At 68.3% G+C, this 22,960-nt stretch carries 23 protein-coding genes and 1 pseudogene; all 24 read right to left on the bottom strand.

The features are described from left to right. Positions 1-1,344: NADH-quinone oxidoreductase subunit M (locus WU80_RS12500; RefSeq protein ID WP_197285990.1), on the bottom strand; the 1,344-nt coding region annotated here is incomplete at its 3' end. After that, a complete protein-coding gene (nuoL, locus tag WU80_RS12505; RefSeq protein ID WP_055402972.1) occupies positions 1,341-3,227 on the bottom strand; it encodes an NADH-quinone oxidoreductase subunit L in 1,887 nt (628 codons plus the stop codon). The genes nuoL and WU80_RS12500, both read right to left, overlap by 4 nt. Positions 3,228-3,237: 10 nt before the next feature. Further along, entirely contained in the window at positions 3,238-3,537 is a 300-nt protein-coding gene (gene nuoK, locus WU80_RS12510) for an NADH-quinone oxidoreductase subunit NuoK (RefSeq protein ID WP_007168303.1), read from the bottom strand. Beyond that, positions 3,534-4,301 (bottom strand): NADH-quinone oxidoreductase subunit J, encoded by a 768-nt coding sequence (locus WU80_RS12515; protein ID WP_156349529.1) that lies wholly within the window; start codon positions 4,299-4,301, stop codon positions 3,534-3,536. Before WU80_RS12515 ends, nuoK begins: the two co-directional genes overlap by 4 nt. 17 nt (positions 4,302-4,318) lie before the next feature. Further along, positions 4,319-4,885 (bottom strand): annotated as a pseudogene (gene nuoI / locus WU80_RS12520) (NADH-quinone oxidoreductase subunit NuoI); the annotation flags it as partial. Then, positions 4,857-6,131: an NADH-quinone oxidoreductase subunit NuoH gene (gene nuoH, locus WU80_RS12525; protein ID WP_055402976.1), complete on the bottom strand. Its 1,275-nt coding sequence runs from the start codon at positions 6,129-6,131 to the stop codon at positions 4,857-4,859. The gene nuoH and the pseudogene nuoI, both read right to left, overlap by 29 nt. Beyond that, positions 6,128-8,542: an NADH-quinone oxidoreductase subunit G gene (locus WU80_RS12530; protein ID WP_156349530.1), complete on the bottom strand. Its 2,415-nt coding sequence runs from the start codon at positions 8,540-8,542 to the stop codon at positions 6,128-6,130. The genes nuoH and WU80_RS12530 overlap by 4 nt, the downstream gene beginning before the upstream one ends. A 131-nt stretch (positions 8,543-8,673) precedes the next feature. Then, positions 8,674-9,984, bottom strand: coding sequence for an NADH-quinone oxidoreductase subunit NuoF (nuoF, locus tag WU80_RS12535; protein WP_055402981.1), 1,311 nt, complete (start codon positions 9,982-9,984; stop codon positions 8,674-8,676). Beyond that, positions 9,981-10,736 carry an NADH-quinone oxidoreductase subunit NuoE gene (gene nuoE, locus WU80_RS12540; protein WP_055402982.1) on the bottom strand — a complete coding sequence of 252 codons (756 nt, stop codon included), beginning with the start codon at positions 10,734-10,736 and terminating at the stop codon, positions 9,981-9,983. The genes nuoF and nuoE overlap by 4 nt, the downstream gene beginning before the upstream one ends. After that, on the bottom strand, positions 10,733-12,064 hold the full coding sequence (gene nuoD / locus WU80_RS12545) for an NADH dehydrogenase (quinone) subunit D (protein ID WP_055402984.1): 1,332 nt from the start codon (positions 12,062-12,064) through the stop codon (positions 10,733-10,735). The genes nuoE and nuoD overlap by 4 nt, the downstream gene beginning before the upstream one ends. After that, positions 12,064-12,789, bottom strand: a complete 726-nt coding sequence (locus WU80_RS12550) for an NADH-quinone oxidoreductase subunit C (protein ID WP_055402986.1) — start codon at positions 12,787-12,789, stop codon at positions 12,064-12,066. The genes nuoD and WU80_RS12550 overlap by 1 nt, the downstream gene beginning before the upstream one ends. Further along, the gene (locus WU80_RS12555; protein WP_055402988.1) at positions 12,786-13,340 is read right to left on the bottom strand and encodes an NADH-quinone oxidoreductase subunit B family protein; all 555 of its coding nucleotides are present in this window, start codon (positions 13,338-13,340) and stop codon (positions 12,786-12,788) included. Before WU80_RS12555 ends, WU80_RS12550 begins: the two co-directional genes overlap by 4 nt. Before the next feature lie 7 nt (positions 13,341-13,347). Beyond that, on the bottom strand, positions 13,348-13,725 hold the full coding sequence (locus tag WU80_RS12560; RefSeq protein WP_055402991.1) for an NADH-quinone oxidoreductase subunit A: 378 nt from the start codon (positions 13,723-13,725) through the stop codon (positions 13,348-13,350). A 249-nt stretch (positions 13,726-13,974) separates the two neighbouring features. Beyond that, on the bottom strand, positions 13,975-14,388 hold the full coding sequence (locus tag WU80_RS12565; RefSeq protein WP_055402993.1) for a response regulator transcription factor: 414 nt from the start codon (positions 14,386-14,388) through the stop codon (positions 13,975-13,977). A 30-nt stretch (positions 14,389-14,418) separates the two neighbouring features. Further along, on the bottom strand, positions 14,419-14,955 hold the full coding sequence (locus WU80_RS12570) for a YceI family protein (protein WP_055403051.1): 537 nt from the start codon (positions 14,953-14,955) through the stop codon (positions 14,419-14,421). 33 nt (positions 14,956-14,988) lie between these two features. Beyond that, a complete protein-coding gene (locus WU80_RS12575) occupies positions 14,989-15,372 on the bottom strand; it encodes a nuclear transport factor 2 family protein (RefSeq protein WP_055402995.1) in 384 nt (127 codons plus the stop codon). Positions 15,373-15,383: 11 nt separating this feature from the next. Further along, positions 15,384-15,725: a DUF6285 domain-containing protein gene (locus WU80_RS12580; protein ID WP_055402998.1), complete on the bottom strand. Its 342-nt coding sequence runs from the start codon at positions 15,723-15,725 to the stop codon at positions 15,384-15,386. Continuing rightward, positions 15,725-16,711, bottom strand: coding sequence for a phosphotransferase family protein (locus WU80_RS12585; protein WP_055403000.1), 987 nt, complete (start codon positions 16,709-16,711; stop codon positions 15,725-15,727). The genes WU80_RS12580 and WU80_RS12585 overlap by 1 nt, the downstream gene beginning before the upstream one ends. After that, complete coding sequence (locus WU80_RS12590) at positions 16,708-17,943, bottom strand: acyl-CoA dehydrogenase family protein (RefSeq protein WP_055403002.1); 1,236 nt, start codon at positions 17,941-17,943, stop codon at positions 16,708-16,710. The genes WU80_RS12585 and WU80_RS12590 overlap by 4 nt, the downstream gene beginning before the upstream one ends. A gap of 9 nt (positions 17,944-17,952) precedes the next feature. Next, the gene (locus WU80_RS12595; RefSeq protein WP_082459840.1) at positions 17,953-18,579 is read right to left on the bottom strand and encodes a TetR/AcrR family transcriptional regulator; all 627 of its coding nucleotides are present in this window, start codon (positions 18,577-18,579) and stop codon (positions 17,953-17,955) included. Next, on the bottom strand, positions 18,579-19,475 hold the full coding sequence (locus WU80_RS12600; protein ID WP_055403006.1) for a hydroxymethylglutaryl-CoA lyase: 897 nt from the start codon (positions 19,473-19,475) through the stop codon (positions 18,579-18,581). The genes WU80_RS12595 and WU80_RS12600 overlap by 1 nt, the downstream gene beginning before the upstream one ends. Further along, a complete protein-coding gene (locus WU80_RS12605) occupies positions 19,472-20,674 on the bottom strand; it encodes a CaiB/BaiF CoA-transferase family protein (protein ID WP_055403008.1) in 1,203 nt (400 codons plus the stop codon). The genes WU80_RS12600 and WU80_RS12605 overlap by 4 nt, the downstream gene beginning before the upstream one ends. Next, positions 20,671-21,852 carry an alpha/beta fold hydrolase gene (locus WU80_RS12610; RefSeq protein WP_055403011.1) on the bottom strand — a complete coding sequence of 394 codons (1,182 nt, stop codon included), beginning with the start codon at positions 21,850-21,852 and terminating at the stop codon, positions 20,671-20,673. The genes WU80_RS12605 and WU80_RS12610 overlap by 4 nt, the downstream gene beginning before the upstream one ends. A gap of 2 nt (positions 21,853-21,854) precedes the next feature. Continuing rightward, complete coding sequence (locus WU80_RS12615) at positions 21,855-22,946, bottom strand: homogentisate 1,2-dioxygenase (RefSeq protein WP_055403013.1); 1,092 nt, start codon at positions 22,944-22,946, stop codon at positions 21,855-21,857. Positions 22,947-22,960 lie beyond the last annotated feature (14 nt).

Genomic DNA, 22,960 nt, shown 5'->3' on the forward strand with positions numbered 1-22,960 from the left:
GAGATGTGTATAAGAGACAGGCATGTAGATGGCCGACAGCACCAGCGCGGTGACACCGAACGCGGCGGCGAGCCAGTAACGATTGAAAGTGCCCAGCAGCACCAGGAATTCGCTGACGAACGGCGCCAGGCCGGGCAGCGACAACGTCGCCATGGCCGAGACGAGGAACGTGCCCGCCAACACCGGGGCCACCTTCTGGACGCCGCCGTAATCGGCGATCTGCCGGCTGCCGTGCCGGGCTATCAGGAATCCCGCGATCAGGAACACCGCCGCCGTGGACAGGCCGTGGTTGAGCATGTACAGCGTCGACCCGCTCTGCCCCTGGCTCGTCATCACGAAGATGCCCAGGATGATGAACCCGAAGTGGGAGATCGAGGTGTAGGCGATCAGGCGCATGACGTCGGTCTGCCCGATCGCGACGATGGCGCCGTAGATGACCCCGATGACGGCCAGCACGATGATCAGGGGGCGGAAATACGTTGAAGCGCCGGGGAAGAGCTGCAGGCAGTAGCGCAGCATGCCGAAGGTGCCGACCTTGTCCATCACCGCCATCATCAACACCGCGGTCGCCGGGGTGGCCTCCACCGCGGCGTCGGGCAGCCAGCGATGAAACGGCCACAGCGGCGCCTTGATCGCGAACGCGAACATGAAGCCCAAGAACAGCGCCTTGAACACCGCGGAGTCGGCGCCGTAGCGGCCGGAGGCGACGCCGGCCACGATCTCGCGGAAGTCGAAGGTGCCCGAACCGTGCTGCGCGGTCACCACGTACAGCCCGATCACCGCGGCCAGCATGATCAGCCCACCGAACAGGTTGTACAGCAGGAACTTCACCGCCGCGCGGGACCGGCCCGGGCCACCGCCGAAGCCGCCGATCAGGAAGTACATCGGGATGAGCATGGCCTCGAAGAACACGTAGAACAGCAGCACGTCGAGCGCGACCACCGAGATCAACACCATCGACTCGATGGCCAGTGTCAGGGCAACGTAGGCGTGCACGCCGCGATGGCTGCGTTCGCCGCCATCACCGTCGCTCCAACCCGCCACCTGCAGCACCGGGATCAGCACCGCGGTGAGCAGCACCAGCACCACGGCGATGCCGTCCACGCCCAGGGAGTAAGTGGCACCGAACGCCGGTATCCAGGAATGACTTTCGACGAATTGGTAAGTGCTGCCGCCTGACTTGAAGCCCAGCGTGACGACGATCGCCACCGCCAGCGTCAGAACGCCGAACACGAGGCCGGTCCACTTGGCCAGCCGGCGCAGCCCGGGCGGCAGCAGGATGACGAGCACCGAGCCGGCCAGCGGCACCAGCCACAGAATGCTCAGCCAGGGAAGGGTTTTCACCACAGTTTCACCGCCAGGATCAGCGCGACCACCAGGACCGCGCCCGTCAGCATCGACAATGCGTAGTTGCGGGCGAAGCCGGTTTGCAGCCCCCGCAGGCGATTCGAAGTCCGACCGACCAGCGCGGCCAGCGCGTTGACCGAGCCGTCCACCCCGGCGTTGTCGACGTCGACCAGCGCCTGGGTCAGCTCGGCCCCGGGGCGCATGAAGACTTCCTCGTTGAACGCGTCGCCGTAGAAGTCCCTGCGCGCGGCCGTGGTGACCGGCGACACCGCAAGCGGGGCGACGCGGGGGATCTCGGCGTTGGCGTACAACCGGTAGGCCACCGCGATGCCGACCGCGACGACGCCCAACGCCACGGCGGTGCTGACCCAGGCCGGGAACGCGTGGGTCACCTCTTCGTGTTTGCCGACGACCGGTTCGAGCCAGCGCGCCAGGGTGCCCCGCCAGGCCAGCAGTCCACCGGAGAACACCGAGCCGACGGCGAGCAGGATCATCGGCCAGGTCATCAGGCCGGGCGCCTCGTGAGGATGTGTGCCGGGGCCCCAACGCTTTTTGCCGAAGAAGGTCATCAGCATCACGCGCGTCATGTAGAACGCGGTGACGCCCGCGCCCAGCAGGGCGGCCCCGCCGAGGACGTAGCCGCGGGCGTCGCCGGCGCCCAGGGCCGCCTCGATGATGGCGTCCTTGGAGAAGAAGCCCGCGAACGGGGGCACGCCGATGATCGCCAGATAGCCGAGGCCGAAGGTGGCGAAGGTGACCGGCAGGGCGGCGCGCAGGCCGCCGTAGCGGCGCATGTCCTGCTCTTCGTGCATGGCGTGGATCACCGCGCCGGAGCCGAGAAATAGGCCGGCCTTGAAGAAGCCGTGGGTGAGCAGGTGCATGATCGCGAACGCGTAGCCGGCCGGGCCCAGGCCGGCGGCCAGCACCATGTATCCGATCTGACTCATAGTGGACGCCGCCAGCGCGCGCTTGATGTCGTCCTTGGCGCAGCCGATGAACGCTCCGAGCAGCAACGTGACGGCGCCGACCACCACCACCGCCGTTTGCGCGTCGGGCGCCAGGTTGTAGAGCGGGTTGGACCGCACGATCAGGTAGACGCCGGCCGTCACCATGGTGGCGGCGTGGATCAGCGCCGACACCGGGGTGGGGCCCTCCATGGCGTCACCCAGCCAGGCCTGCAGCGGAACCTGCGCGGACTTGGCGCACGCGCCCAGCAGCAGCAGCAACCCCATCGCCGTCAGGGCGCCGCGCCCGGCGGCGGGCGCCCCGGCGAACACTCCGGCATACGACAGCGTGCCGAACGTGCTGAACATCAAGAACATTCCGAGCGCGAGCCCGGCGTCCCCGACGCGGTTCATCACGAACGCCTTCTTGGCCGCCGTGGCCGCCGTCGGCTTGTGGTACCAGAACCCGATCAGCAGGTAGGAGGCCAGGCCCACGCCCTCCCAGCCGACGTAGAGCACCACGTAGTTGTCGGCGACCACCAGCAGCAGCATCGAGGCCAGGAACAGGTTGAGGTAGCCGAAAAACCTGCGCCGGTCCGGGTCTTCGGCCATGTAGGCGACCGAATAGATGTGGATCAGCGATCCGACCCCGGAGATCAGCAGGACGAAACACACCGACAGCTGGTCGATCTGCATGCCGAGGTCCACCTGCAGTTGGCTCACCGGGATCCAGCTGAACACCGTCTGGTGGATGACCCGGTCCTCGGCGGCGCGGCCGAGCAGCTCGTTCAGCAGGTCCAGGCCCACGCCGAACGCCGCGAGCGCGGTGGCGCAGCCGAGCCAGTGCCCCCACGGGTCGGTGCGTCGTCCGCCGAACAACAGGATCGCGGCACCCGCCAGCGGCAGCGCCACCAGCAGCCAGGTGTAGTGAGTCATGTTGGCGCTGTCAGCCTTTGAGTAGGTTCGCGTCGTCGACCGACGCCGATTTGCGGGCACGGAAAATCGTCATGATGATGGCCAGGCCGACGACGACCTCGCAGGCGGCCACCACCATCGTGAAGAACGCGATCATCTGCCCGTCCAGGTGGCCGTGCATCCGCGCGAACGTGACGAACGCCAGGTTCACCGCGTTCAGCATCAGCTCGACGCACATGAACATCACGATGGCGTTGCGCCGCAACAGCACACCCGAGGCCCCGATCGTGAACAGCAGGGCCGAAAGGTACAGGTAATTGGCCGGATTCACGATGCACCGCCTTTAATCGCCTGACGCGAGGGGGTCTCCTTGCCGTCGGCGCCGCGGCTGCGCAGGATCGGCGACACCGAAAGCTCCGAGTACGACCCGTCGGGCAGCAGCGCGGCCACGTCGACGGCGTTGTGCCGCGCATAGACACCGGGGCTGGGCATCGGGGTCGGGTGCCCACCGGGCTGGAACCGCTCCTGGGAGAGCTCCCGCTGCGTCTTGCGGCGCTCGAAACGCTCGCGGTGCGCCAGCACCATCGCCCCGACGGCCGCGGTGATCAGCAGCGCGCTGGTGAGCTCGAAGGCCCACACGTACCGGGAGAAGATCAGGGCGGCAAGCCCTTCCACGTTGCCGTTGGCGTTGGCAGTGGTCAGCCCGGCGAAGCCACCGGTCGCGCCGGTGCCGATCGCGGCGATCAGCAGAACGCCGAACCCGACGCCGGCCAACACCGCGGCGACGCGCTGACCGCGCAGCGTCTCCTTCAGGGATTCCGCCGAGTCCACGCCGATCAGCATCAGCACGAATAAGAACAGCATCATCACCGCGCCCGTGTAGACCACGACCTGGACGACGCCGAGAAACAGCGCGTCCTGGATCATGTAGAAGACCGCGAGGATGATCATCGTCATCGCCAGGAACATCGCCGAGTACACGGCGTTGACCGCCAGCACCACCCCGATCGCGCCGATCAGCGCGAGCGCGCCCAGCACCCAGAACGCGACCGCCTCACCGGTGGAGGTGCGGACGATGGTGTCGGCCGCCAACAGCTGGCCCGTCAATCCGGTCACCGGGACTCTCCGGCGTTCTCGATCTGCCGCAGGCCGTCGGCGGTCACGTTGCCCTGGTAATAGTCCTTGTCGGTGGCGCCGGGCGCCCGGGGATGCGGCGGCGCGGTCATCTCCGGCAGCAACGGGGCCAGCAATCGGTCCTTTTCGTAGATCAGGTCGGCTCGGTTGTCGTCGGCCATCTCGTAGTCGTTGGTCATCGTCAGCGCCCGGGTGGGGCAGGCCTCGATGCACAGGCCGCAGCCGATGCACCGCAGGTAGTTGATCTGGTAGACCCGCCCGTAGCGCTCCCCGGGCGAATACCTCAACTCCTCGGTGTTGTCCGCGCCCTCGACGTAGATGGCGTCGGCCGGGCACGCCCACGCGCACAACTCGCACCCGATGCATTTCTCCAGGCCGTCCGGGTAGCGGTTGAGTTGGTGGCGGCCGTGATAGCGCGGCGCGACGGGGCCCGGCTTCTCCGGGTACTCCTCGGTGACGTTCTTCTTGAACATCGACGCGAACGTCACGCCGAACCCGGCGACGGCGTCCAAAAACTTAGCCACGTGCGTTCTCCTTGCTCGCGGCCGCCAAAGACTTCATCGGCAGCGGCGGTGTCGGGAATACCGGAGTGGAGCCCTGTCCGGCCGGAAGTTGTTTGGCCTCGCGGCGCAGCTGCCGCTCCAGCGCGCGAATGCCGGGCGTGCTGAAGGGTTTTCGCAGCAACAGCACCAGCACGGTGGCGAACACGAGGCTGCTGACCACCAGCAGCGGCGTCCAGTGCGCGTACCCCTGGTTCTGCAGCGTGCGGATCACCGCGGCGATCAACACCCAGACCAGCGAGGCCGGGATCAACAGCTTCCAGCCCAGCCCCATGAACTGGTCGTAGCGCAACCGGGGCAGCGAGGCGCGCAACCAGAAGTAGATGAACAGGAAGGTCCACATCTTGGCGGTGAACCACAGCACGGGCCACCACCCGGTGTTGGCGCCGTCCCACATGTTGATCGGCCACGGCGCATGCCAGCCGCCGAAGAACAGGACGGTGGCCAGCGAGGAAACCGTCATCATGTTGACGTACTCGGCCAGCATGAACATTGCGAACTTCAGCGACGAGTACTCGGTGTGGAACCCCGCGACCAGCTCACCCTCCGCCTCGGGCAAATCGAATGGCGCCCTGTTGGTTTCGCCGACCATGGAGATCAGGTAGATCACGAACGACGGCAGCAGCAGGAAGACGAACCAGACCCGGTCCTGCGCGGCGACGATCTGCGACGTCGACATGGTGCCGGCGTAGAGGAAAACCGCCGCGAACGACAGCCCCATCGCCACCTCGTAGGAGATGACCTGGGCGGTGGAGCGCACCCCGCCGAGCAGCGGGTAGGTGGACCCGGATGCCCAGCCGCCCAGCACGATCCCGTACACCCCGATCGCCGACAGCCCCAGGATGAACAGCACCGCGACCGGCAGGTCGGTCAGCTGGAGCGGTGTGCGGTGGCCGAACACGGACACCACCGGGCCGAACGGGATGAACGCGAAGGCGGTGAACGCGGGGATGGTGGAGATGACGGGCGCCGCGAAGTAGACGAACTTGTCGACGCCGCCCGGGGTGATGGTTTCCTTGAGCGCCAACTTGATTCCGTCGGCCAGGCTCTGCAGGGCACCCCACGGTCCCGCCCGGTTGGGCCCGGGGCGCAGCTGCATCCAGCCCAGGATCTTGCGCTCGAGCAGGATCGCGACCAGCACGTTGAGCATGAGGAACACGAAGATGGCCAGCGCCTTGCCCAGCACCAGCCACCAGGTGTCGTGCCCAAACGCGGATAAGGAGCTTGTCATGATGATTTGCGCCGCTCCTCTTCATCGCTCCGCTCTGCATCGTCGCCGGCGGATCCCACTCCGATTTTCACTGTGCTGCCCACGGTTACGCCCAACTGCCGGTGGACGGCGCAACCCGGTGAATTCAGCGGAAGCCAGACCACCCGGTCGGGCATGTCGGTGATCACCAGCGGCAGGCTGATCGACCCGCGTGGCGTGCTGATGGTGACCGCGTCACCGTCGCCGGCGCCGATTTCGGCGGCGGTGTCGGCCGACAACCGCGCCGCGGGTTTGCGTGCGGTCCCGGCGAGATGCGGTTCGCCGTCCTGCAATCGGCCGTTGTCCAGCAGCATGCGCCAACCGGTCAGCACGGCTTCGCCGGCGCCGGGCTGCGCGGGCTGCGGGGCCGCGACGTCGCTCCCGGCGGCCCACTTGCCGTCCCAACTGCCCAGCGCGGACAGTTCCGCGCGCGCCGCGTCCGCGGTCGACAGCCCCAGATAGACGCCCATCTCGTCGGCCAGCGCGTCGAGCACCTGGTGGTCGGATTGGCCGGCTTGCGCGATGGTGCCGCGCAGGGCCGGGGCGAACGGGCGGTAGCGGCCCTCCCAGTTGACGAAGGCGCCGGCCTTCTGCGTCGTCGGGGCGACCGGGAACACCACGTCGGCGCGCTCGGTGACGGCGCTGCGCCGCAGCTCCAGGCTGACGACGAACCCCGCGGCGTCGAGCGCGGCCAGGACGGCTTCGGGGTCGGCGAAGTCGTCGGGTTCGACACCGCCGACCAGCAGGGCGCCCAGCGTCCCGTCGGAGGCCGCCGCCAGGATGCCGTTCACGTCACGCCCTGCGGCCGAGGGCAATTCGGAGACGTGCCACGCCGCCGCGATCTGGGCGCGGGCGGTCTCGTCGTCAAGCGGCCGGCCACCGGGCAGCAGGGCGGGTAGCGCGCCGGCCTCCAGCGCGCCGCGCTCCCCGGCGCGGCGCGGCACCCACGCCAGCCGGGCTCCGGTGGCGTCGGCGAGCCGGGCCGCGGCGGACAACCCGCCGGGCACCGTGGCCAGGCGTTCCCCGACCATGATGACCGCGCCGGCGGTGGACAGCAGTTCGCCGACCTCGCCGGTGGCCAGCCCATCCAGGGCGGCCGCTTCGGTCCCCGGAACGGTTTTGACGAGCCGACCCGACATCTTGACCAGCGCCCTGGTGGCGAACGGCGCCACCGCGTACACCGGCAGCCCGTGCTTGCGGGCGGCCTTGCGCAGCCGCAGGAACACGATCGGCGACTCGTCCTCGGGCTCGAACCCAACGAGCACCACCACCGGCGCCGATTCGAGATCGGAGTAGCTGACGTCACGACGGCCGGCGATCCGCGCCGCCAGGAAGTCGGCCTCCTCGGCCGAGTTCGGCCGGGCACGGAAGTCGATGTCGTTGCTGTCCAAGACGATTCGCGCGAACTTGGAGTAGGCGTAGGCGTCTTCCAGGGTGGCCCGCCCGCCGACCAGCACACCGGTGCGCCCGCGAGCCTCGTCCAGGCCCCGGATCGCCGTCGCCATCGCGTGCGACCACGACGCGGGCACCAGGGAGCCGTCGGCGTCGCGGATCAGGGGAGTGGTGATCACGTCCGGCTGCGTCGCGTAGGTGAACGCCCACCGGCCCTTGTCGCAGTTCCACTCCTCGTTGACCTCGGGGTCGTCACCGGCCAGGCGGCGCAACACCTTGCCGCGGCGATGGTCGGTGCGCTGGGCGCACCCGGAGGCGCAGTGCTCGCACACGCTGGGGCTGGACACCAGGTCGAAGGGGCGGGCCCGGAAGCGGTAGGCGGTCCCGGTCAGCGCGCCCACCGGGCAGATCTGGACCGTGTTACCCGAAAAGTAGGAATCGAAAGGCTCGTTAGCGTAGATGCCGACCTGTTGCAGGGCGCCGCGCTCCTGCATGTCGATGAAGATGTCACCGGCGATCTGCTCGGAGAACCGCGTGCAGCGGGCGCACAGGATGCAGCGCTCGCGGTCGAGCAGCACCTGGGCGGAGATGTTGATCGGTTTGGCGAAGGTGCGCTTGACGTCGGTGAAGCGAGAATCCGCGCGGCCGTTGGACATCGCCTGGTTCTGCAGCGGGCACTCGCCGCCCTTGTCGCACATCGGGCAGTCCAGCGGATGGTTGATGAGCAACAGCTCCATCACGCCGTGCTGGGCCTTGTCGGCGGCCTCCGACGTGAGCTGCGTGCGGACCACCATGTCGTCGGTGGCGACGGTGGTGCACGACGCCATCGGCTTGCGCTGCCCCTCCACCTCGACCAGGCACTGCCGGCACGCGCCGACCGGCTCGAGCAGCGGGTGGTCGCAGAACCGCGGGATCTGGATGCCGATCAACTCGGCGGCGCGAATCACCAATGTGCCCTTGGGCACGCTGATTTCGTTGCCGTCGATGGTCAGCGTGACCATTTCCGGCGGACGTGCCCCTTCCTTCTCGGGGCCGTCCTTGGGGTCACCGGTTTCGGTTTTGGCGGCACTAGTCACGGGCGCCGCTCCTCCTCATCGCGTCGCTCTGCATCGTCGCGTCGCTAGTCAAAGTGTCAAGCCTTTCCGTTCAGCATGGAGTCTCGGGGGTCGAACGGGCACCCGCCGCCCTCGACGTGGGCGACGTACTCGTCGCGAAAGTACTTGATCGAACTCATCACCGGGCTGGCGGCGCCATCGCCCAACGCGCAGAACGACTTTCCGAGAATGGTGTCGGAGATGTCGAGCAGCTTGTCGATGTCCTCGCTGGTGCCCTTACCGGTTTCCAGCCGATCGTAGATCTGGTCCAGCCAGAAGGTGCCCTCGCGGCACGGGGTGCACTTGCCGCACGACTCGTGCTTGTAGAAGTACGTCCAGCGCTGCACGGCGCGCACCACGCAGGTGGTCTCGTCGAAAATCTCCAGCGCCTTGGTGCCCAGCATCGAGCCGGCGGCACCGACGCCCTCGTAATCCAGTGGCACGTCCAGATGTTCGTCGGTGAGCAGCGGCGTCGAGGACCCGCCCGGGGTCCAGAACTTCAGGCGATGCCCGGCGCGGACCCCGCCCGCGTAGTCGAGCAATTCGCGCAGCGTGATGCCGAGCGGGGCCTCGTATTGACCGGGGCGGGTGACATGGCCGGACAGCGAATACAGCGTGAAGCCGGGCGATTTCTCGCTGCCCATCGATCGAAACCATTCGACGCCGTTGAGAATGATCGGCGGCACGCTGGCGATCGTCTCGACGTTGTTGATCACCGTGGGGCAACCGTAAAGCCCGGCCACGGCGGGGAACGGCGGCCGCAGCCGGGGCTGGCCGCGCCGGCCCTCCAGACCCTCCAGCAGCGCGGTTTCCTCGCCGCAGATGTAGGCGCCCGCACCGGCGTGCACCACCAGCTCCAGGTCGTAGCCGGATCCTTCGATGTCGCGGCCCAGATAGCCGGCGGCGTAAGCCTCGGCGACCGCGTTCTGCAGCCGGCGTATCACCGGCACCACCTCGCCGCGCACGTAGATGAAGGCATGGCTGGCCCGGATCGCGTAGGAGGCGATGATGGCGCCCTCCACCAACAGGTGGGGCGTCGCCAGCATCAGCGGAATGTCTTTGCACGTACCGGGTTCGGATTCGTCCGCGTTGACTACCAGGTAGTGCGGCTTGGCGGCCGGGCCGGTGTCGCCCTGCGGGATGAACGACCACTTGGTTCCGGTCGAGAAGCCGGCGCCGCCGCGACCGCGCAGACCCGAGTCCTTCACGGCCCCGATCACCGCGTCGGGGTCCATCTTCAGGGCCTTCTTCAGCGCCTGGTAACCGTCGTGGCGCTGGTAGGTCTCCAGCGTGAACGACTTCGGGTCGTCCCAGTAGGCGCTGATGACCGGGGTCAGCGGGGTGGTCATGACTCGCCTCCGGGAGCCGGCGGGGCTTCCATGCCCTTCTCCTTCGCCACCTGCAGCCCGGCCAAAGTGGCTGCACCGGCGCCGCCCTGGCCCTGGTCGGGGCGCTCGTCGGGCAGGCCGGCCAGGATGCGCGAGGTTTCGCGGAACTTGCACAGCGCACCGCGGGTGGGAGCCTTGGGATTTCCGGACCGCAGCGAGTCGACGAGTTCGCGTGCCGACTCGCACGTCTGGTTGTCGTAGAACTCCCAGTTGACCATCACCACCGGGGCAAAGTCGCACGCCGCGTTGCATTCGATGTGCTGCAACGTGACCGAGCCGTCGTCGGTGGTCTCATCATTGCCGATGCCGAGATGTTCTTTGAGCGCGTCGAATACCGCGTCGCCGCCCATAACCGCGCACAGCGTGTTGGTGCAGACGCCGACCAGGTAATCACCGGTGGGGCCGCGCCGGTACATGGTGTAGAAACTCGCCACCGCCGACACCTCGGCCCCGGTCAGTCCCAACTGCTCCCCGCAGAACTCCAGGCCCGCCGGGGTGAGGTAGGAATCCTCGGCCTGCACCAGGTGCAGCAGCGGCAGCAGCGCCGAGCGCTTGTTGGGGTAGCGGCCGATGATCTCCTTGGCGTCGACCTCGAGGCGCGCCCGCACCTCGGGCGAATACGACTGCGGCGCACCCTCGGTGACGAAAGCGTTGGGCTCCTCGGGCGGGGGTCCGAGCCGGATGAAGACCGGCTGTCCCTGCGGGCCGGTCACCGGTCCACCCCGCCCATGACCGGGTCGATGCTGGCGACCGCGGTGATCAGGTCGGCCACCATGCCGCCCTCGCACATCGCCGCGACCGACTGCAGGTTGGTGAACGAGGGGTCCCGGTAGTGCACCCGGTAGGGCCGGGTGCCGCCGTCGCTCACCATGTGCACGCCCAGCTCGCCGCGCGGCGATTCCACTGCGGTGTACACCTGGCCCGCCGGCACCCTGATGCCCTCGGTGACCAATTTGAAGTGGTGAATCAACGCCTCCATCGAGCCGCCCATGATCTTGGCGATGTGCTCGGGTGAGTTACCCATGCCGTCGGGGCCCACCTTCAGGTCGGCCGGCCAGGCGATCTTGCGGTCCTCGATCATCGTCGGACCCGGCTTCAACTTGTCCAGACACTGCTCGACGATCTTGATCGACTCCCACATCTCGTTGACGCGAATCATGTAGCGGCCGTAAGCATCACACGTGTCGGCGGTCATCACGTCGAATTCGTAGTTTTCATATCCGCAGTAGGGCTCGCTCTTGCGCAGGTCGTGCGGCAAGCCGGTGGCGCGCAGGATCGGCCCGGTGATGCCCAGCGCCATGCAACCGGTCAGATCCAGGTAGCCGACGTCGCAGGTGCGGGCTTTCCAGATGGCGTTTTCGTTGAGCAGGCCGCCCATTTCGCGCAGCACCTGGCGCAGCGGCTTGAGGGCTTCGGCGATGTCGGACTCCGCGCCCGGCGGCAGGTCCTGCGCGACGCCGCCCGGCCGGATGTAGGCGCTGTTCATTCGCAGCCCGGAGATCTTCTCGAACAGGGTCAGGACGATCTCGCGGCCTCGGAAACCGACGAACATCGGGGTCATGGCGCCCAGCTCCATGCCGCCGGTGGCCAGCGCCACCAGATGCGAGGAGATCCGGTTGAGCTCCATCATCATCACCCGGATGACGTTGACCCGCTCCGGGATCTGATCGGTGATGCCGAGCAGCTTCTCCACGCCCAGGCAGTAGGCGGTCTCGTTGAAAAACGGTGAGAGGTAATCCATTCGGGTCACGAATGTGACGCCCTGCGTCCAGTACCGGTATTCCAGGTTCTTTTCGATCCCGGTGTGCAGGTAGCCGATTCCGCATCGGACGTCGGTGATCGTCTCGCCCTCGATCTCGAGGATCAGCCGCAACACCCCGTGGGTGGACGGGTGTTGGGGCCCCATGTTGACGACGATCCGTTCGCCGGGGTCCGCGTTGCGGGCGGCCTCGACGATCTGGTCCCAGTCCTGGCCGCCGGCGACCAAGACGGTCTCCGGGCTTTCCGCGCCGCCGCTGGTCGAATCGGTGATTGTGCTCATCAGTTGTACGCTCTCCGCTCGTCGGGCGGGGGTATCTGCGCTCCCTTGTATTCCACCGGGATGCCGCCGAGGGGGTAGTCCTTGCGTTGCGGGTGGCCATGCCAGTCGTCGGGCATCTCGATCCGGGTCAGCGACGGATGCCCGTCGAAGATGATGCCGAAGAAGTCGTAGGTTTCACGCTCGTGCCAGTCGGTGGTCGGGTAGATGCCGAACAGCGAGGGGATGTGCGGATCACCGTCCGGCACAGCCACTTCCAGGCGGACGCGGCGATTGTGCGTGATCGACTGCAGCGGATACACGGCGTGCAGTTCGCGGCCCGTCTCGTGGGGGTAGTGCACCCCGCTCACGCCCAGGCACATCTCGAAACGCAGTCCGGGCTCGTCGCGAAGGCGCTGGGCCACCCGGGGCAGGGCGTCCCGGCGCACGTGCAGGGTCAGCTCGTCGCGGTACACCACGACCTTCTCCAGCGCGTCGGACAATTCGACGTCGGCGCTTTTCAGGGCCTCGGCCAGCTTGTCGACCACGTCGTCGAAGTAGCCCCCGTATGGGCGGGGCGAGCTGCCGGGTAGCACGACCTCCCGGACCAGCCGTCCGTACCCGGTGGTGTCACCGCTACCGGAGATGCCGAACATGCCGCGGCGTACGCCGATCACTTCGCCGTCGGCCCGGGGCGGGCCCCCGCCTTCGGTTGCCGCTTCCTTGGGGTCGTGGTCCGGCGAGCTCATCGCAGCAGCCCGCGCATCTCGATCGTGGGCCGGGCGGCCAGCGCCGCCTGCTCGGCTTCCGCGATGGCTTCTTCGCGGTTGACGCCCAGCGGCATCTGTTGAATCTTCTCGTGCAGCTTGAGGATTGCGTGCAGCAGCATCTCGGGCCGCGGCGGGCAACCGGGCAGGTAGATGTCCACCGGGACCACGTGATCCACGCCCTGCACGATCGCGTAGTTGTTGAACATCCCGCCCGACGACGCGCACACGCCCATGGCCAGCACCCACTTCGGCTCGCCCATCTGGTCGTAGATCTGGCGCAGCACCGGCGCCATCTTCTGGCTCACCCGGCCGGCCACGATCATCAGGTCGGCTTGCCGCGGCGTCGCCGAGAACCGCTCCATGCCGAACCGCGCGATGTCGAATCTCGGTCCGGCGGTTGCCATCATCTCGATGGCGCAGCACGCCAACCCGAATGTCGCCGGCCACAACGAGTTCTTGCGGACGTAACCGGCCACCTTCTCGACCGTCGACAGCAGAATCCCACCGGGCAGCTGTTCCTCGAGACCCACGTCTACCTCAATCCCACGTCAGGCCGCCGCGGCGCCACACATAGGCGTACGCCACAAAAACCGTGAGCATGAACACCACCATCTCGACCAACGCGAACGTTCCCAGCGCGTCGTAACTGACCGCCCAGGGATACAAGAACACGATTTCGATGTCGAAGACGATAAACAGCATTGCGGTCAGGTAATACTTCACGGGGAACCGCTGTCCGCTCGCCGCGTGCGGGCCGCTGACCGGGCTTTCGGTCGGCTCGATCCCACACTCGTAGGCCGCCATCTTCGACTTGTTGTATCGCGACGGTCCGGCGATGCTCGCGATCGCGACCGATCCCACGGCGAAGGCCGCCGCTATCGCTCCGAGAACCAGGATGGGTATGTAGACGTTCAACTCGCTCCAAGATCTCCTCGTACGGGTCGCCGTGCGGCGGCCGGGCGGGGGGCCGGGCTGCTGTGACGTACGCGGGCTGCGGGGCGCCACAGTGACCTCCACAACATAGCGTCGTGAAGACAGGTGTGCTTTGTCGGGGTGGGGGTATCCGTCAGAGTTTTGTGTCGTAGCAACCCGGCAGTTGGCCGCCGTGCACCGGCACCTTCGTTCGCGAGGGGCGACCGGGTGCTGTTACCGCAGGTGAAGGCGCTAGCGGGTGGGGGTGCGGAGCAGTCCCAGCACCGTGCGGCCGAGCACGATGGGGTCGATCGGGTGCGGCACGGCGGCTTCGGCCCGCGACCAGTTCGCCAGCCAGGCGTCGTCCGCGCGCCCGGTCAGCACCACGAGGGGCGGGCACGTCGCGAGTTCGTCCTTGAGTTGTTTGGCGATTCCCATGCCGCCGGTGGGCGTGGCCTCGCCGTCCAGAATGGCCAAGTCGATGCCGCCCTCGTCCATCTGGCGCACCACCATCGGGGCCGTCGCTACCTCGAGGTAGGTCAGCTCCGGCAAATCCGGATGCAGGTGCTTGCCCAGGGCCCGGATCACCTGTTCGCGGGTGTTGGCGTTGTCGCTGTAGACCAGGATCCGCAGGGCAACGCTGGATTCGGGGCTGGAATCGGGCACGGTCCAGATGGTACTGGTGCCGCACCGGCTTTACTGGGCAGCCCGCACGAAGACCAGTTCCGCGGCCGCCTTGGCCGTCGAACCCATCATGGAAAGCCGGTTCCAGCCCAGGTCGAACCTGTTGCGGTCGACGTCGGTCTCCCCGGCGACCCGGATCGATCCGTCGTCGAGCTCGGTGATGGTGGCGGAGACCGGCAGCGGCTCGGTGATGCCTTTGATGGTGAACGCGGCCCGCACATCCGCCGCCTTGCCTTTGGTCGGCCGCACCGCGGTGACGACGACGTTGATCTCGCCGTAGCGCTCGACGTCGAAGAAGTCGGCGGAGCGCAGGTGCTTGTCGCGCCGCCCGATGCCGGTGTCGATCGAGGCCGCGCGGATGTCGATGCGCCCGAAAACGGCTCCCGCGCCCGTCAGTTGGCCGTCGCCGCTGAACTCGGTGAACCGGCCCTTGACGTTGACCAGGCCCCACATGTTTCTGATCTTGAAGGTGATGGCCGAGCGGTCCGGGACGAGGTTCCAGACGCCGGCCACGTCGGGATCGTTCAGCAGTGTTTCCAGAGTTGTCATCTCCCACCCCATCTCTCGAGGGGAATCTAACCGCTATTGCATCAGCGGCGCGATCTCTGCGGGGTCGAAATACTCGTCGATCCGGGCGAGCCGACCGTCATCGCCGACCCTGATCACGATGCAGACCCGCATCGAGATCGATTGGCCGGCATGGCCGGTGGCGTGCAGGACGTGCTGCTGGACGAAGCCGCCCTCGAAGAAGCGCCGGTCCAGGATTTCATAGCGGCGTTCGGTGGTCGCGTTGATGAACCAGTCGATGACCCGCAACGCGCGGGCCTTATCGTCGTCGCGGCGCGCGCCCACCCGCCAGACCGCGATGTCGTCGCTCCACATCGCCTCGACCGCCGCGAAGTCACCCTTCTCGATGGCCGCGAACAACCGGTCGGCCGCGTCGGCGACGGTTTCCGCACTCGTCATGGCAAACGCTCCTATTCGCTGTTGTCGTAACCCGGGTGTGCGGCGGCCAGCCGGCGCCGCACCAGCGTGCGCAGGCAGGCCGTCACCTCCAAGGCCCGCCCGTCCAGCTCGCCGGCCCGGATCGCGGCGGCCAGCTCTTCCTCGTCGGCGAACCCCAGGTCGGCCAGGGCGGCGCGGGATTCGGCCTCGCTCTCGTCGAGCAGTTCGCGCTCGACGATGCGCAACGCGTTGGCCGCCACCCTGGCGTGGAAGTTGACCTGCCCGCTGGTCGCCGACCGCACGTCGGTCTCCAGGAATTCGGCCACCGCGGCCACCAGCTCGGCGGCGATCGGCCGGCCGTACGCGCCGATCATCAGGCGGCTCCTTCGAGCAGGTCGAGCAGGTCCCACTCGGTCTCGCACACGCGGCGACCGATGGTGGCCAGCTCCACCGAGCGGTGCAGACCGGTCAGATGCCGCTCGGCCTGATAGCGGCAGATGACCCCCCAGCGCAGCGTGGCCAGCACCAGCCACCAATGGAAAGCCACTCGATCCACGCTGGAACCGCTGGCCTGCTCGTAGGCGCGCAGGAAGCTCTCGATGCTGCCCAGACCGCCGGCGCCGAGACCGGCGGGAGCGCCGAAGCGCCAGGCCCGGATGCAGAACCAGGCCAGGTCGTCGTGCGGGTCGCCGCGGTGCACCAGCTCCCAGTCGAGGACGGCGGCGAGGCGGGACCCCTCGACGATCAGGTTGCCCATCCGGTAGTCGCCGTGCACCAGGACGTCCGCCGACGGTTCGGGCCGACGGGCCTCCAGCCAGCGAAACGCCCATTCGAAGGTGGCCGTGGTGTCGCCCATCGCGTCGAGCCGCTCCCGATACCGCGCGAGCGGATCCTCGTGGGCCAGCCCGGGGATGTCCGGGTCCGCGCGGTGGATGGCCGCCAGCGCCTGCGCGCATTGCCGCAGCAGCCCCGCGCGCGCCGCCTGCCCGCCCGCGGCGTCGAGTTGCCGCTGGATGCGCCGGACGATGGTCTCGCCCGCGATCGCCTCGCAGATCAGAAAGGGATTGCCCAGTGCCGCAGGCGAATCGTCGGCGATCAGGACGTGGGGGACCGGTGCGCCGGCGGCTGCGGCGGCGGCCTGGGCGCGCGCCTCGAGCTCCATGCCTGCGTGCACGTCGTCGGGTGCGCCGGTGCGCAGGATCAACGCTTGGCTCCGGTCGCCGGTGGCGGCGTCGAACGCCCAGGTGGCGCGGCTGGCGCCGCCGGTCATGGCGCGCAGGTTGTGCACCGCGACGTCGGCGCCGAGGACCGGCGCCAGCAGCGCGGCGAGTTGTGCGGCCAGGTCGTCGGTCGGCGTCACTTGCCAAACTTAAACAGCCGCTGCGCCACCCGGCGAATCTGGATCTCCTCGGCGCCTTCGGTGATCCGGTAGCGGCGATGGTGGCGATAGATGTGCTCGAACGGCTCGTGCCGGCTGTAGCCCAGGCCACCGAAGATCTGCATGGCCCGATCGGCGGCGTCGCACACGAGCCGGTTCGCCCGGTAGTTGGCCATCGACACCTTGTCCGAGACCTCCATGTGGTGATCGCGGTCCAGGTGCCAGGCGGCGTAGGCCACCAGCAGCCGCACCATCTGGGCTTCGGTCTGCAGTTCCGCGAGCGGCCATTGCACGGCCTGGTTGACCGCCAGCGGCTTGCCGAACACGGTTCGCCTGCCGGCGTATTCGGCGGCGCGGTCGATGCAGTACTGCGCGGCGCCCAGGCTGCTCGCGGCCTGCCGAATCCTGTTCTCGTGCAGGAAGGTCTGCGCCACCTCCAGGCCGCGGTCCACCTCACCGAGGACCGCGTCGGCGGGTACCCGGACGTCGGTCAACCGGACTTCGCCATGGTCGGTCGGCATGTTGAAGGTCCACCAGTAGTAGGGGACTTCGAACCCGGGCGCGTCCGTCGGCACCAGAAACGCCGTGATGCCCCGCGCCTGGCCGGGCTCACCGGAGGTGCGCGCGAAGACCAGGTCGTGGGTCGCGCGGTGCACGCCGGTGTTGAACCGCTTGGATCCGTTGATCACCCAGTCGTCGCCGTCGGGCTCGGCGTGGGTTTCCAGCCACGTCGCGTCCGAACCGTGCTGCGGCTCCGTCAGCCCGAACGCCATGGAACGTTCCCCGGTGATCAGCGCCTCGGACCACAGCCGTCGCTGCTCGGAGGTGCCGAACCGCTCCATCATGATCACCTGCGGGAAGTTCCCGACGATCGAGGACTCGTTCTGCAGGTCGTTGTGCAGCCCAAGTCCCTTGTGCGCCAGGTGTTCCCGAATGACCGCCATGTCCACATTGGTGCCGTCCCGCCCGCCCAGCGAGGCCGGCAGACCGTACCGCAGCCATCCCGCCTTGTCGGCCCGCCTGCGCATCTCGGCGAGCAGCTCCTCCCATTCCCGCGTCGGGATGCCGTCGTTCTCCCAGTCGGTGCGGGCATGTTCCCGGCGCTTGTCGAAATACTGGATGTGTTCGCGCTCGAGCGGTTTGATCTCGGCCTCGATGAAGTCGTCCATCTCGGCGAGCAGGCCCGGAAGGTGTTCGGGGAGCGTGAAATCCACAGTTGTCTCCTATGTCTCCTTGCCGCTGCCGTACAGGGTTTTCTTCCAGATCGTCGACAGGGTGGCGATGGCGTCCTCGTCGCTGATCTTGATGCCCAGGTTGGAGGGGCCGACGAACACGGTGGTGAAGTTCTCGAAGAGCAGGGCGATCGCCGCCGCGGTGTGTTTCGGGTCCAGCTCGGTTCCGTATCCCTGCTCCTGGGCGCGGCGCACCGAGGCGGCGACGATGTCCATGCCGAAGCGCCGAAATTCGTTCTGCACGGCGGCGAAGCGCGGCTGGGTGGCGGCGAGCTGCGCCACGGCGATCATGATGCCGATGTTCTGTTTGAACATGTTCCAGTAGCCGGTGACCACCGAGGTGAAGAAGGCCTCGTCTTCCGGCGAGTCCGGCAGGTGCACGCTGAGCCCGGACGGCGTCACGACGTCGTGCAGAAAGGATTCCGCCAGCGCGGCGAGCAGGTCTTCCTTGTCGCCGAAATACCGGTAGAACACGGCGGGCGACTTGCCGGCGGCGGACGTGATGTCGGCCAGCGTGGTGCCGTGAAAGCCCCTCTCGGCGAACAGCTTTCGGGCGGCCTGCTCAATGGCCTGCCTGGTTTGGCGGCCCTTGGCGGTCAGCGTGTCCGGGGTGGGCATCAGGCCCGGATCCGGTCACCGGCGCGCAGCAGGGCGCCCGGCAGGTCATGGCCGACAACGGATCTGGCGACCTCGGCGGCGGCGATGGCGGCCTGCAGGTCGACGTCGACGCCGAAGCCGCTGTCGCGCAGCAGGTACACCAGGTCCTCGGTGGCGATGTTGCCGGTCGCGCCCGGCGCGAACGGGCAGCCGCCCAGGCCGCCGACCGAGGCGTCCAGCCTTCGCACCCCGGCGCTGACCGCGGCGTATGCGCTGGCCAGCCCGGAGCCGCGGGTGTTGTGGAAATGGCCGCCCAGCGGCAGGTCGCCGATCACCGGACGCAGTTGGGCGATCAGCGAATTCACCCGCCCGGGGGTGGCGGTGCCGATGGTGTCGGCGATCGACAGGCGGTCGACACCGCGGTCGCGGGCGGCCGCGGCGATGTCGAGCACCCGCTGCGGGGGAGTGGGGCCTTCGAACGGTGAGTCCCACGCGGTGGCGATGATCACCTCGACGCTCACGCCGGCGTCGTGCGCGATGGCGAGGATCTCGCCGATCGCCTCGGTGGCCTCCGCGCTGGTGCGCCCGACGTTGGCCTGGCTGAAGGTGTCGTCGGCGGCCACCACGTACTCGATCGAGCGCAGCCCCGCCGCCACCGCGCGCTTGGCCCCGTTCGGGCTGGCCACCAGCGCGGAGAATTCAATGTCGGGGTAGTCGCGCAGGTGCGCGGCGAGCTCGGCGGCGTCGGCCATCGACGGCACCTTCGACGGCGAGACGAACGCGGTGGCCTCGACCTCGCGCACCCCGGTCGCGGCGACCGCCGCCAGGAGTTCGAGCTTGGCCGCCAACGGGATTGGCGCTTCGATCTGCAGGCCGTCGCGCAGCGACACCTCGCGGATCACCACCGCTGTGTTCACAGCACCTCCTCGGCCCGCAACGCGTCCAGCTCTTCGGTGGTCCTGCCCAGCAGTCCGATGAAGACGTCGTCGTTGTGCTGGCCCGGCCGCGCGGGCCCGGCGCTGCGGACCCGGCCCGGGGACTCGGAAAGCACCGGCACCACGCCGGGCCCCAGGACGTTTCGCCCGACCCGTTCATCGAAGTGCTCGACCAGCATGCCGCGGGCCCGCAGCTGCGGGTCGTTGACGACCTCGGCGACGGTGTTGATGGGTCCGGCGATCACGCCTGCGGCGCTGAGGGTTTCGATGATCTCACCCGGCTGGCGCTCCGCCGCCCACGCGCCGATGATCTCGTCGAGCTCGTCCTGGTTGCGGCCGCGGGCGCCGTGCGTGGCGAACCGGTCGTCGGTGACCAGCTCGGGGCGGCCCATCGCCTTGCACAGGCGGGCGAAGACGGTGTCCTGGTTGGCGGCGATCACCACCCAGGAGCCGTCGGCGCTGCGGTAGATGTTCGACGGCGCGATGCCCTCCAGCCGGGTGCCCGACGGTCCGCGCACCACGCCGCCCGCGTCGTAGTCGGGGATGGTGGATTCCTGCACCGCCAAACAGGATTCGGTCAGCGCGACGTCCACCACCTGGCCGCGCCCGGTGGTGCCGCGGCGGTACAGCGCCGCCAGCGCCCCGTGGGCGCCGAACATGCCGGCCAGGGTGTCGCCGAGGGATAGCGCCAGCCGGGGCGGCGGGCCGCCGGGGAAGCCGTTGAGGTGCCGCAGCCCGCTTGCCGCCTCGGCCACCGAGGCGTAGCCGGCCTTGTGCGCGTCGGGCCCGGTCTGCCCGTAACCCGAGACCCGGACCAGGATGATGCCCGGGTTGCGGGCGCTGAGCACGTCGTAGCCCAGATCCCATTTCTCCAGCGTTCCCGGCCGGAAGTTCTCCACGACGATGTCGGACTTCGCGACCAGCTCCAGGAACAACTCGCGGCCGCGGGGCTTGCGCAGGTCGAGTGTGATCGCGCGCTTGTTGCGCGCGTGCACCGTCCAAAAGACGTGCTGCCCGTCGATTTCGGCCTGGCCCCAGGTGCGCAGCGGGTCCGGGGCGCCGGGAGGCTCGACCTTGATGACGTCGGCGCCCATGTCGCCCAGCAGCCGCCCGGCGAACGGGCCCGCGATCAGCGTGCCGAGTTCGAGCACCCGGACGCCCTCCAGCGGACCGGCTGTCACTCTTTGCTCGCGAAGTCGTGGCGGACCAGCCAGTCGGTGACGATGTCGACGGCCGCGCGCAGCTTGTCGCGCTGGTCGGGACCCGCGTAATAGTGGGTGGCGCCGGGGATTTCGTGCATTTCCTTGTCGTGGTACCCGATGGCCTCGAACAGCCGCCGGGTGTGGCTGGGTGTGCAGGCGTCGTCGGCCAGGTTACCGATCACCAGCGCCGGGACCGCGATGTCGGCCCCGCACGCCACCCCGTCGCCGCGGGCGTCGTCGTAGCTCCACTGCGAAAGCCAGCCCCGCAGCGTCGAGAAGCGGGCCAGCCCGACCGGGCTCATGTTCACCACCTGAGGATCCCCCAGGTAGCAGGTTCCCGGGGTGCGTTCGTTGGGATCCACGGTCGGGTCCAGCCAGCGCGGGTCCGCCATGGTGCCGTGCACCACGAAGCCGAACTCGTCTTCGGGCCGGCCGGCCGCCTTCAACTCGGCGAGCTTGTCCCGGACCCAGGCGGTGATGCGCCGGTTGCGCGCGATCTGCGCCTCGCGATACCGGGCCAGGAACTTCTGGCTGTACGGCGGCTGGTTGGGGTTGTCCGGGTTGTAGAGGTCCAGCTCGGGATCGCGCTTGGTGGGGTCGGATTCGTCGAGGATCGACGCGTCGAGCCATTCGGTCAGCGTGCCGTGGCGGCTGATGTGCGCGGCCAGCAGCATGATGCCGTCCGCGGCGGGCAGGTCCAGGGCGGTCAGGTCGGGACCGTCGCCGGACGGGCTGGACGTGATGGTCGGGTGCTGAGCCTGCTGTTGGTAGAACACCGACAGCGAACCGCCGCCGCTCCACCCGGCCAGCACCACCTTCGAATAGCCCAGCCGCTTCTTGGCGTCCTTGATGCACTCGCCCAGGTCCTCCACCACCTTCTCCATCAGCAGCGCCGCGTCGGTGCCGCGGAATCGGCTGTTGCAGTAGATGACGTGGTGGCCCGCCCGGGCCAGCGCGTTGATCATCGGCAGGTAGGCGCCGCCCCCGATCGGGTGCATGAACACCAGCACCGTGTCCGACGGCCTGTCCGTCGGCTTGAGCAGATAGCTCTCCAGCACGGTGATCTCGGCCAGGCCGCCATAGACGTCGCGGACGCCGGAATTGTTCTGGAACGCAACGAGATAGGGGATTCGTTCGTATTCGTGACGGGTCGTCATGCTCAGTGTTGTCCTAGGTCGTTCGCCAGCACCTCGGCCGACGGGGTCAGTCGCCGACGGGTGTCGACGGCGATCACTTGCCAATCGACGCGGGAGTACTCGTCGAACTTGCGGCGCGCCCGTTCCCGCGCCTTCTCCGGTGCGCCGTGGTGAACGCCTTGCGGCGCATGGGAGATCAGGCCGGGCGGCATCGGGATGCCGTAGAGCGAGCCGCCGTGGAAGAAGGCGATCTCGTCATAGTCGACGTTGCGGTGATACCACGGGGTGCGCTCGGTGCCCGGGACACCCTCCGCCGGCTTCGGCAGGAAGTTCATCACGTAGACGCCGGTGGCCTGCATGAACAGGTGCACCGTCGGTGGCAGGTGGACGCTGTCGGAGGTGACCACGTTGTAGTCGGCGATGTTGAAGGTGAACGCGAAGTTGTCACCGCGCCAACCCTCGACGTCGAGCGGATTGTGTTGGTAGAAAAGCGTTGTCGGGCCGCCCTCGTGGAGGAGCCGGACCTCGTACTCGTCGCGGCCGTCGTCCTCGACGGGGGCCGGTTCGGGGATGGTGGCCTGCGACGGGTCGAACGGGAAGTGCCGGCCCAGCGGCCCGGGCGGCGGCACCCGGAACTCGTCGGTCGCCTCGATCATGAGCAGCGTCGTCTCGGCGTCCGGCGCCTGGCGCCAGGTGCAGGCCTTGGGCAGGTAGACCCAGTCACCCTGGGAGTAGCGCAGTGGCCCGAACTCGGTTTCGAGCAGGCCCGCGCCCTGGTGCACGAAGCACAGCAGGTCGCCGTCGACATGGCGGGCGAAAAACGGCATCGGCTGGGCGCGACGGCTCAACAGGATTCGGCAGTCGGCGTTGCTGAACATCAGCAGCGGACCGCCGTTGGCGTCGGTGGCGTCGCTCGGCTTGAGCTCGCCGGCCAGCACGTCGACGGGCCGCAGCGGGCCGACGGACCGGTAGGCGGTGGGGTCGTGGCGGCGGTAGAGGTTCGCCGTGCGGCCGGTGAATCCGCCGCGGCCCAGCTCGTCGTCCTTGAGCCCGTCGAGGTCGGCGTGCAGGCGTTGGGGCGTCGTGCCTTTTCGCAAGTGAACGAACGATTCCATGGATGACCCCCGGC

Origin of the sequence: Mycobacterium sp. UM_11 (assembly GCF_001414075.1) — a bacterium.
Taxonomy (GTDB): domain Bacteria; phylum Actinomycetota; class Actinomycetes; order Mycobacteriales; family Mycobacteriaceae; genus Mycobacterium.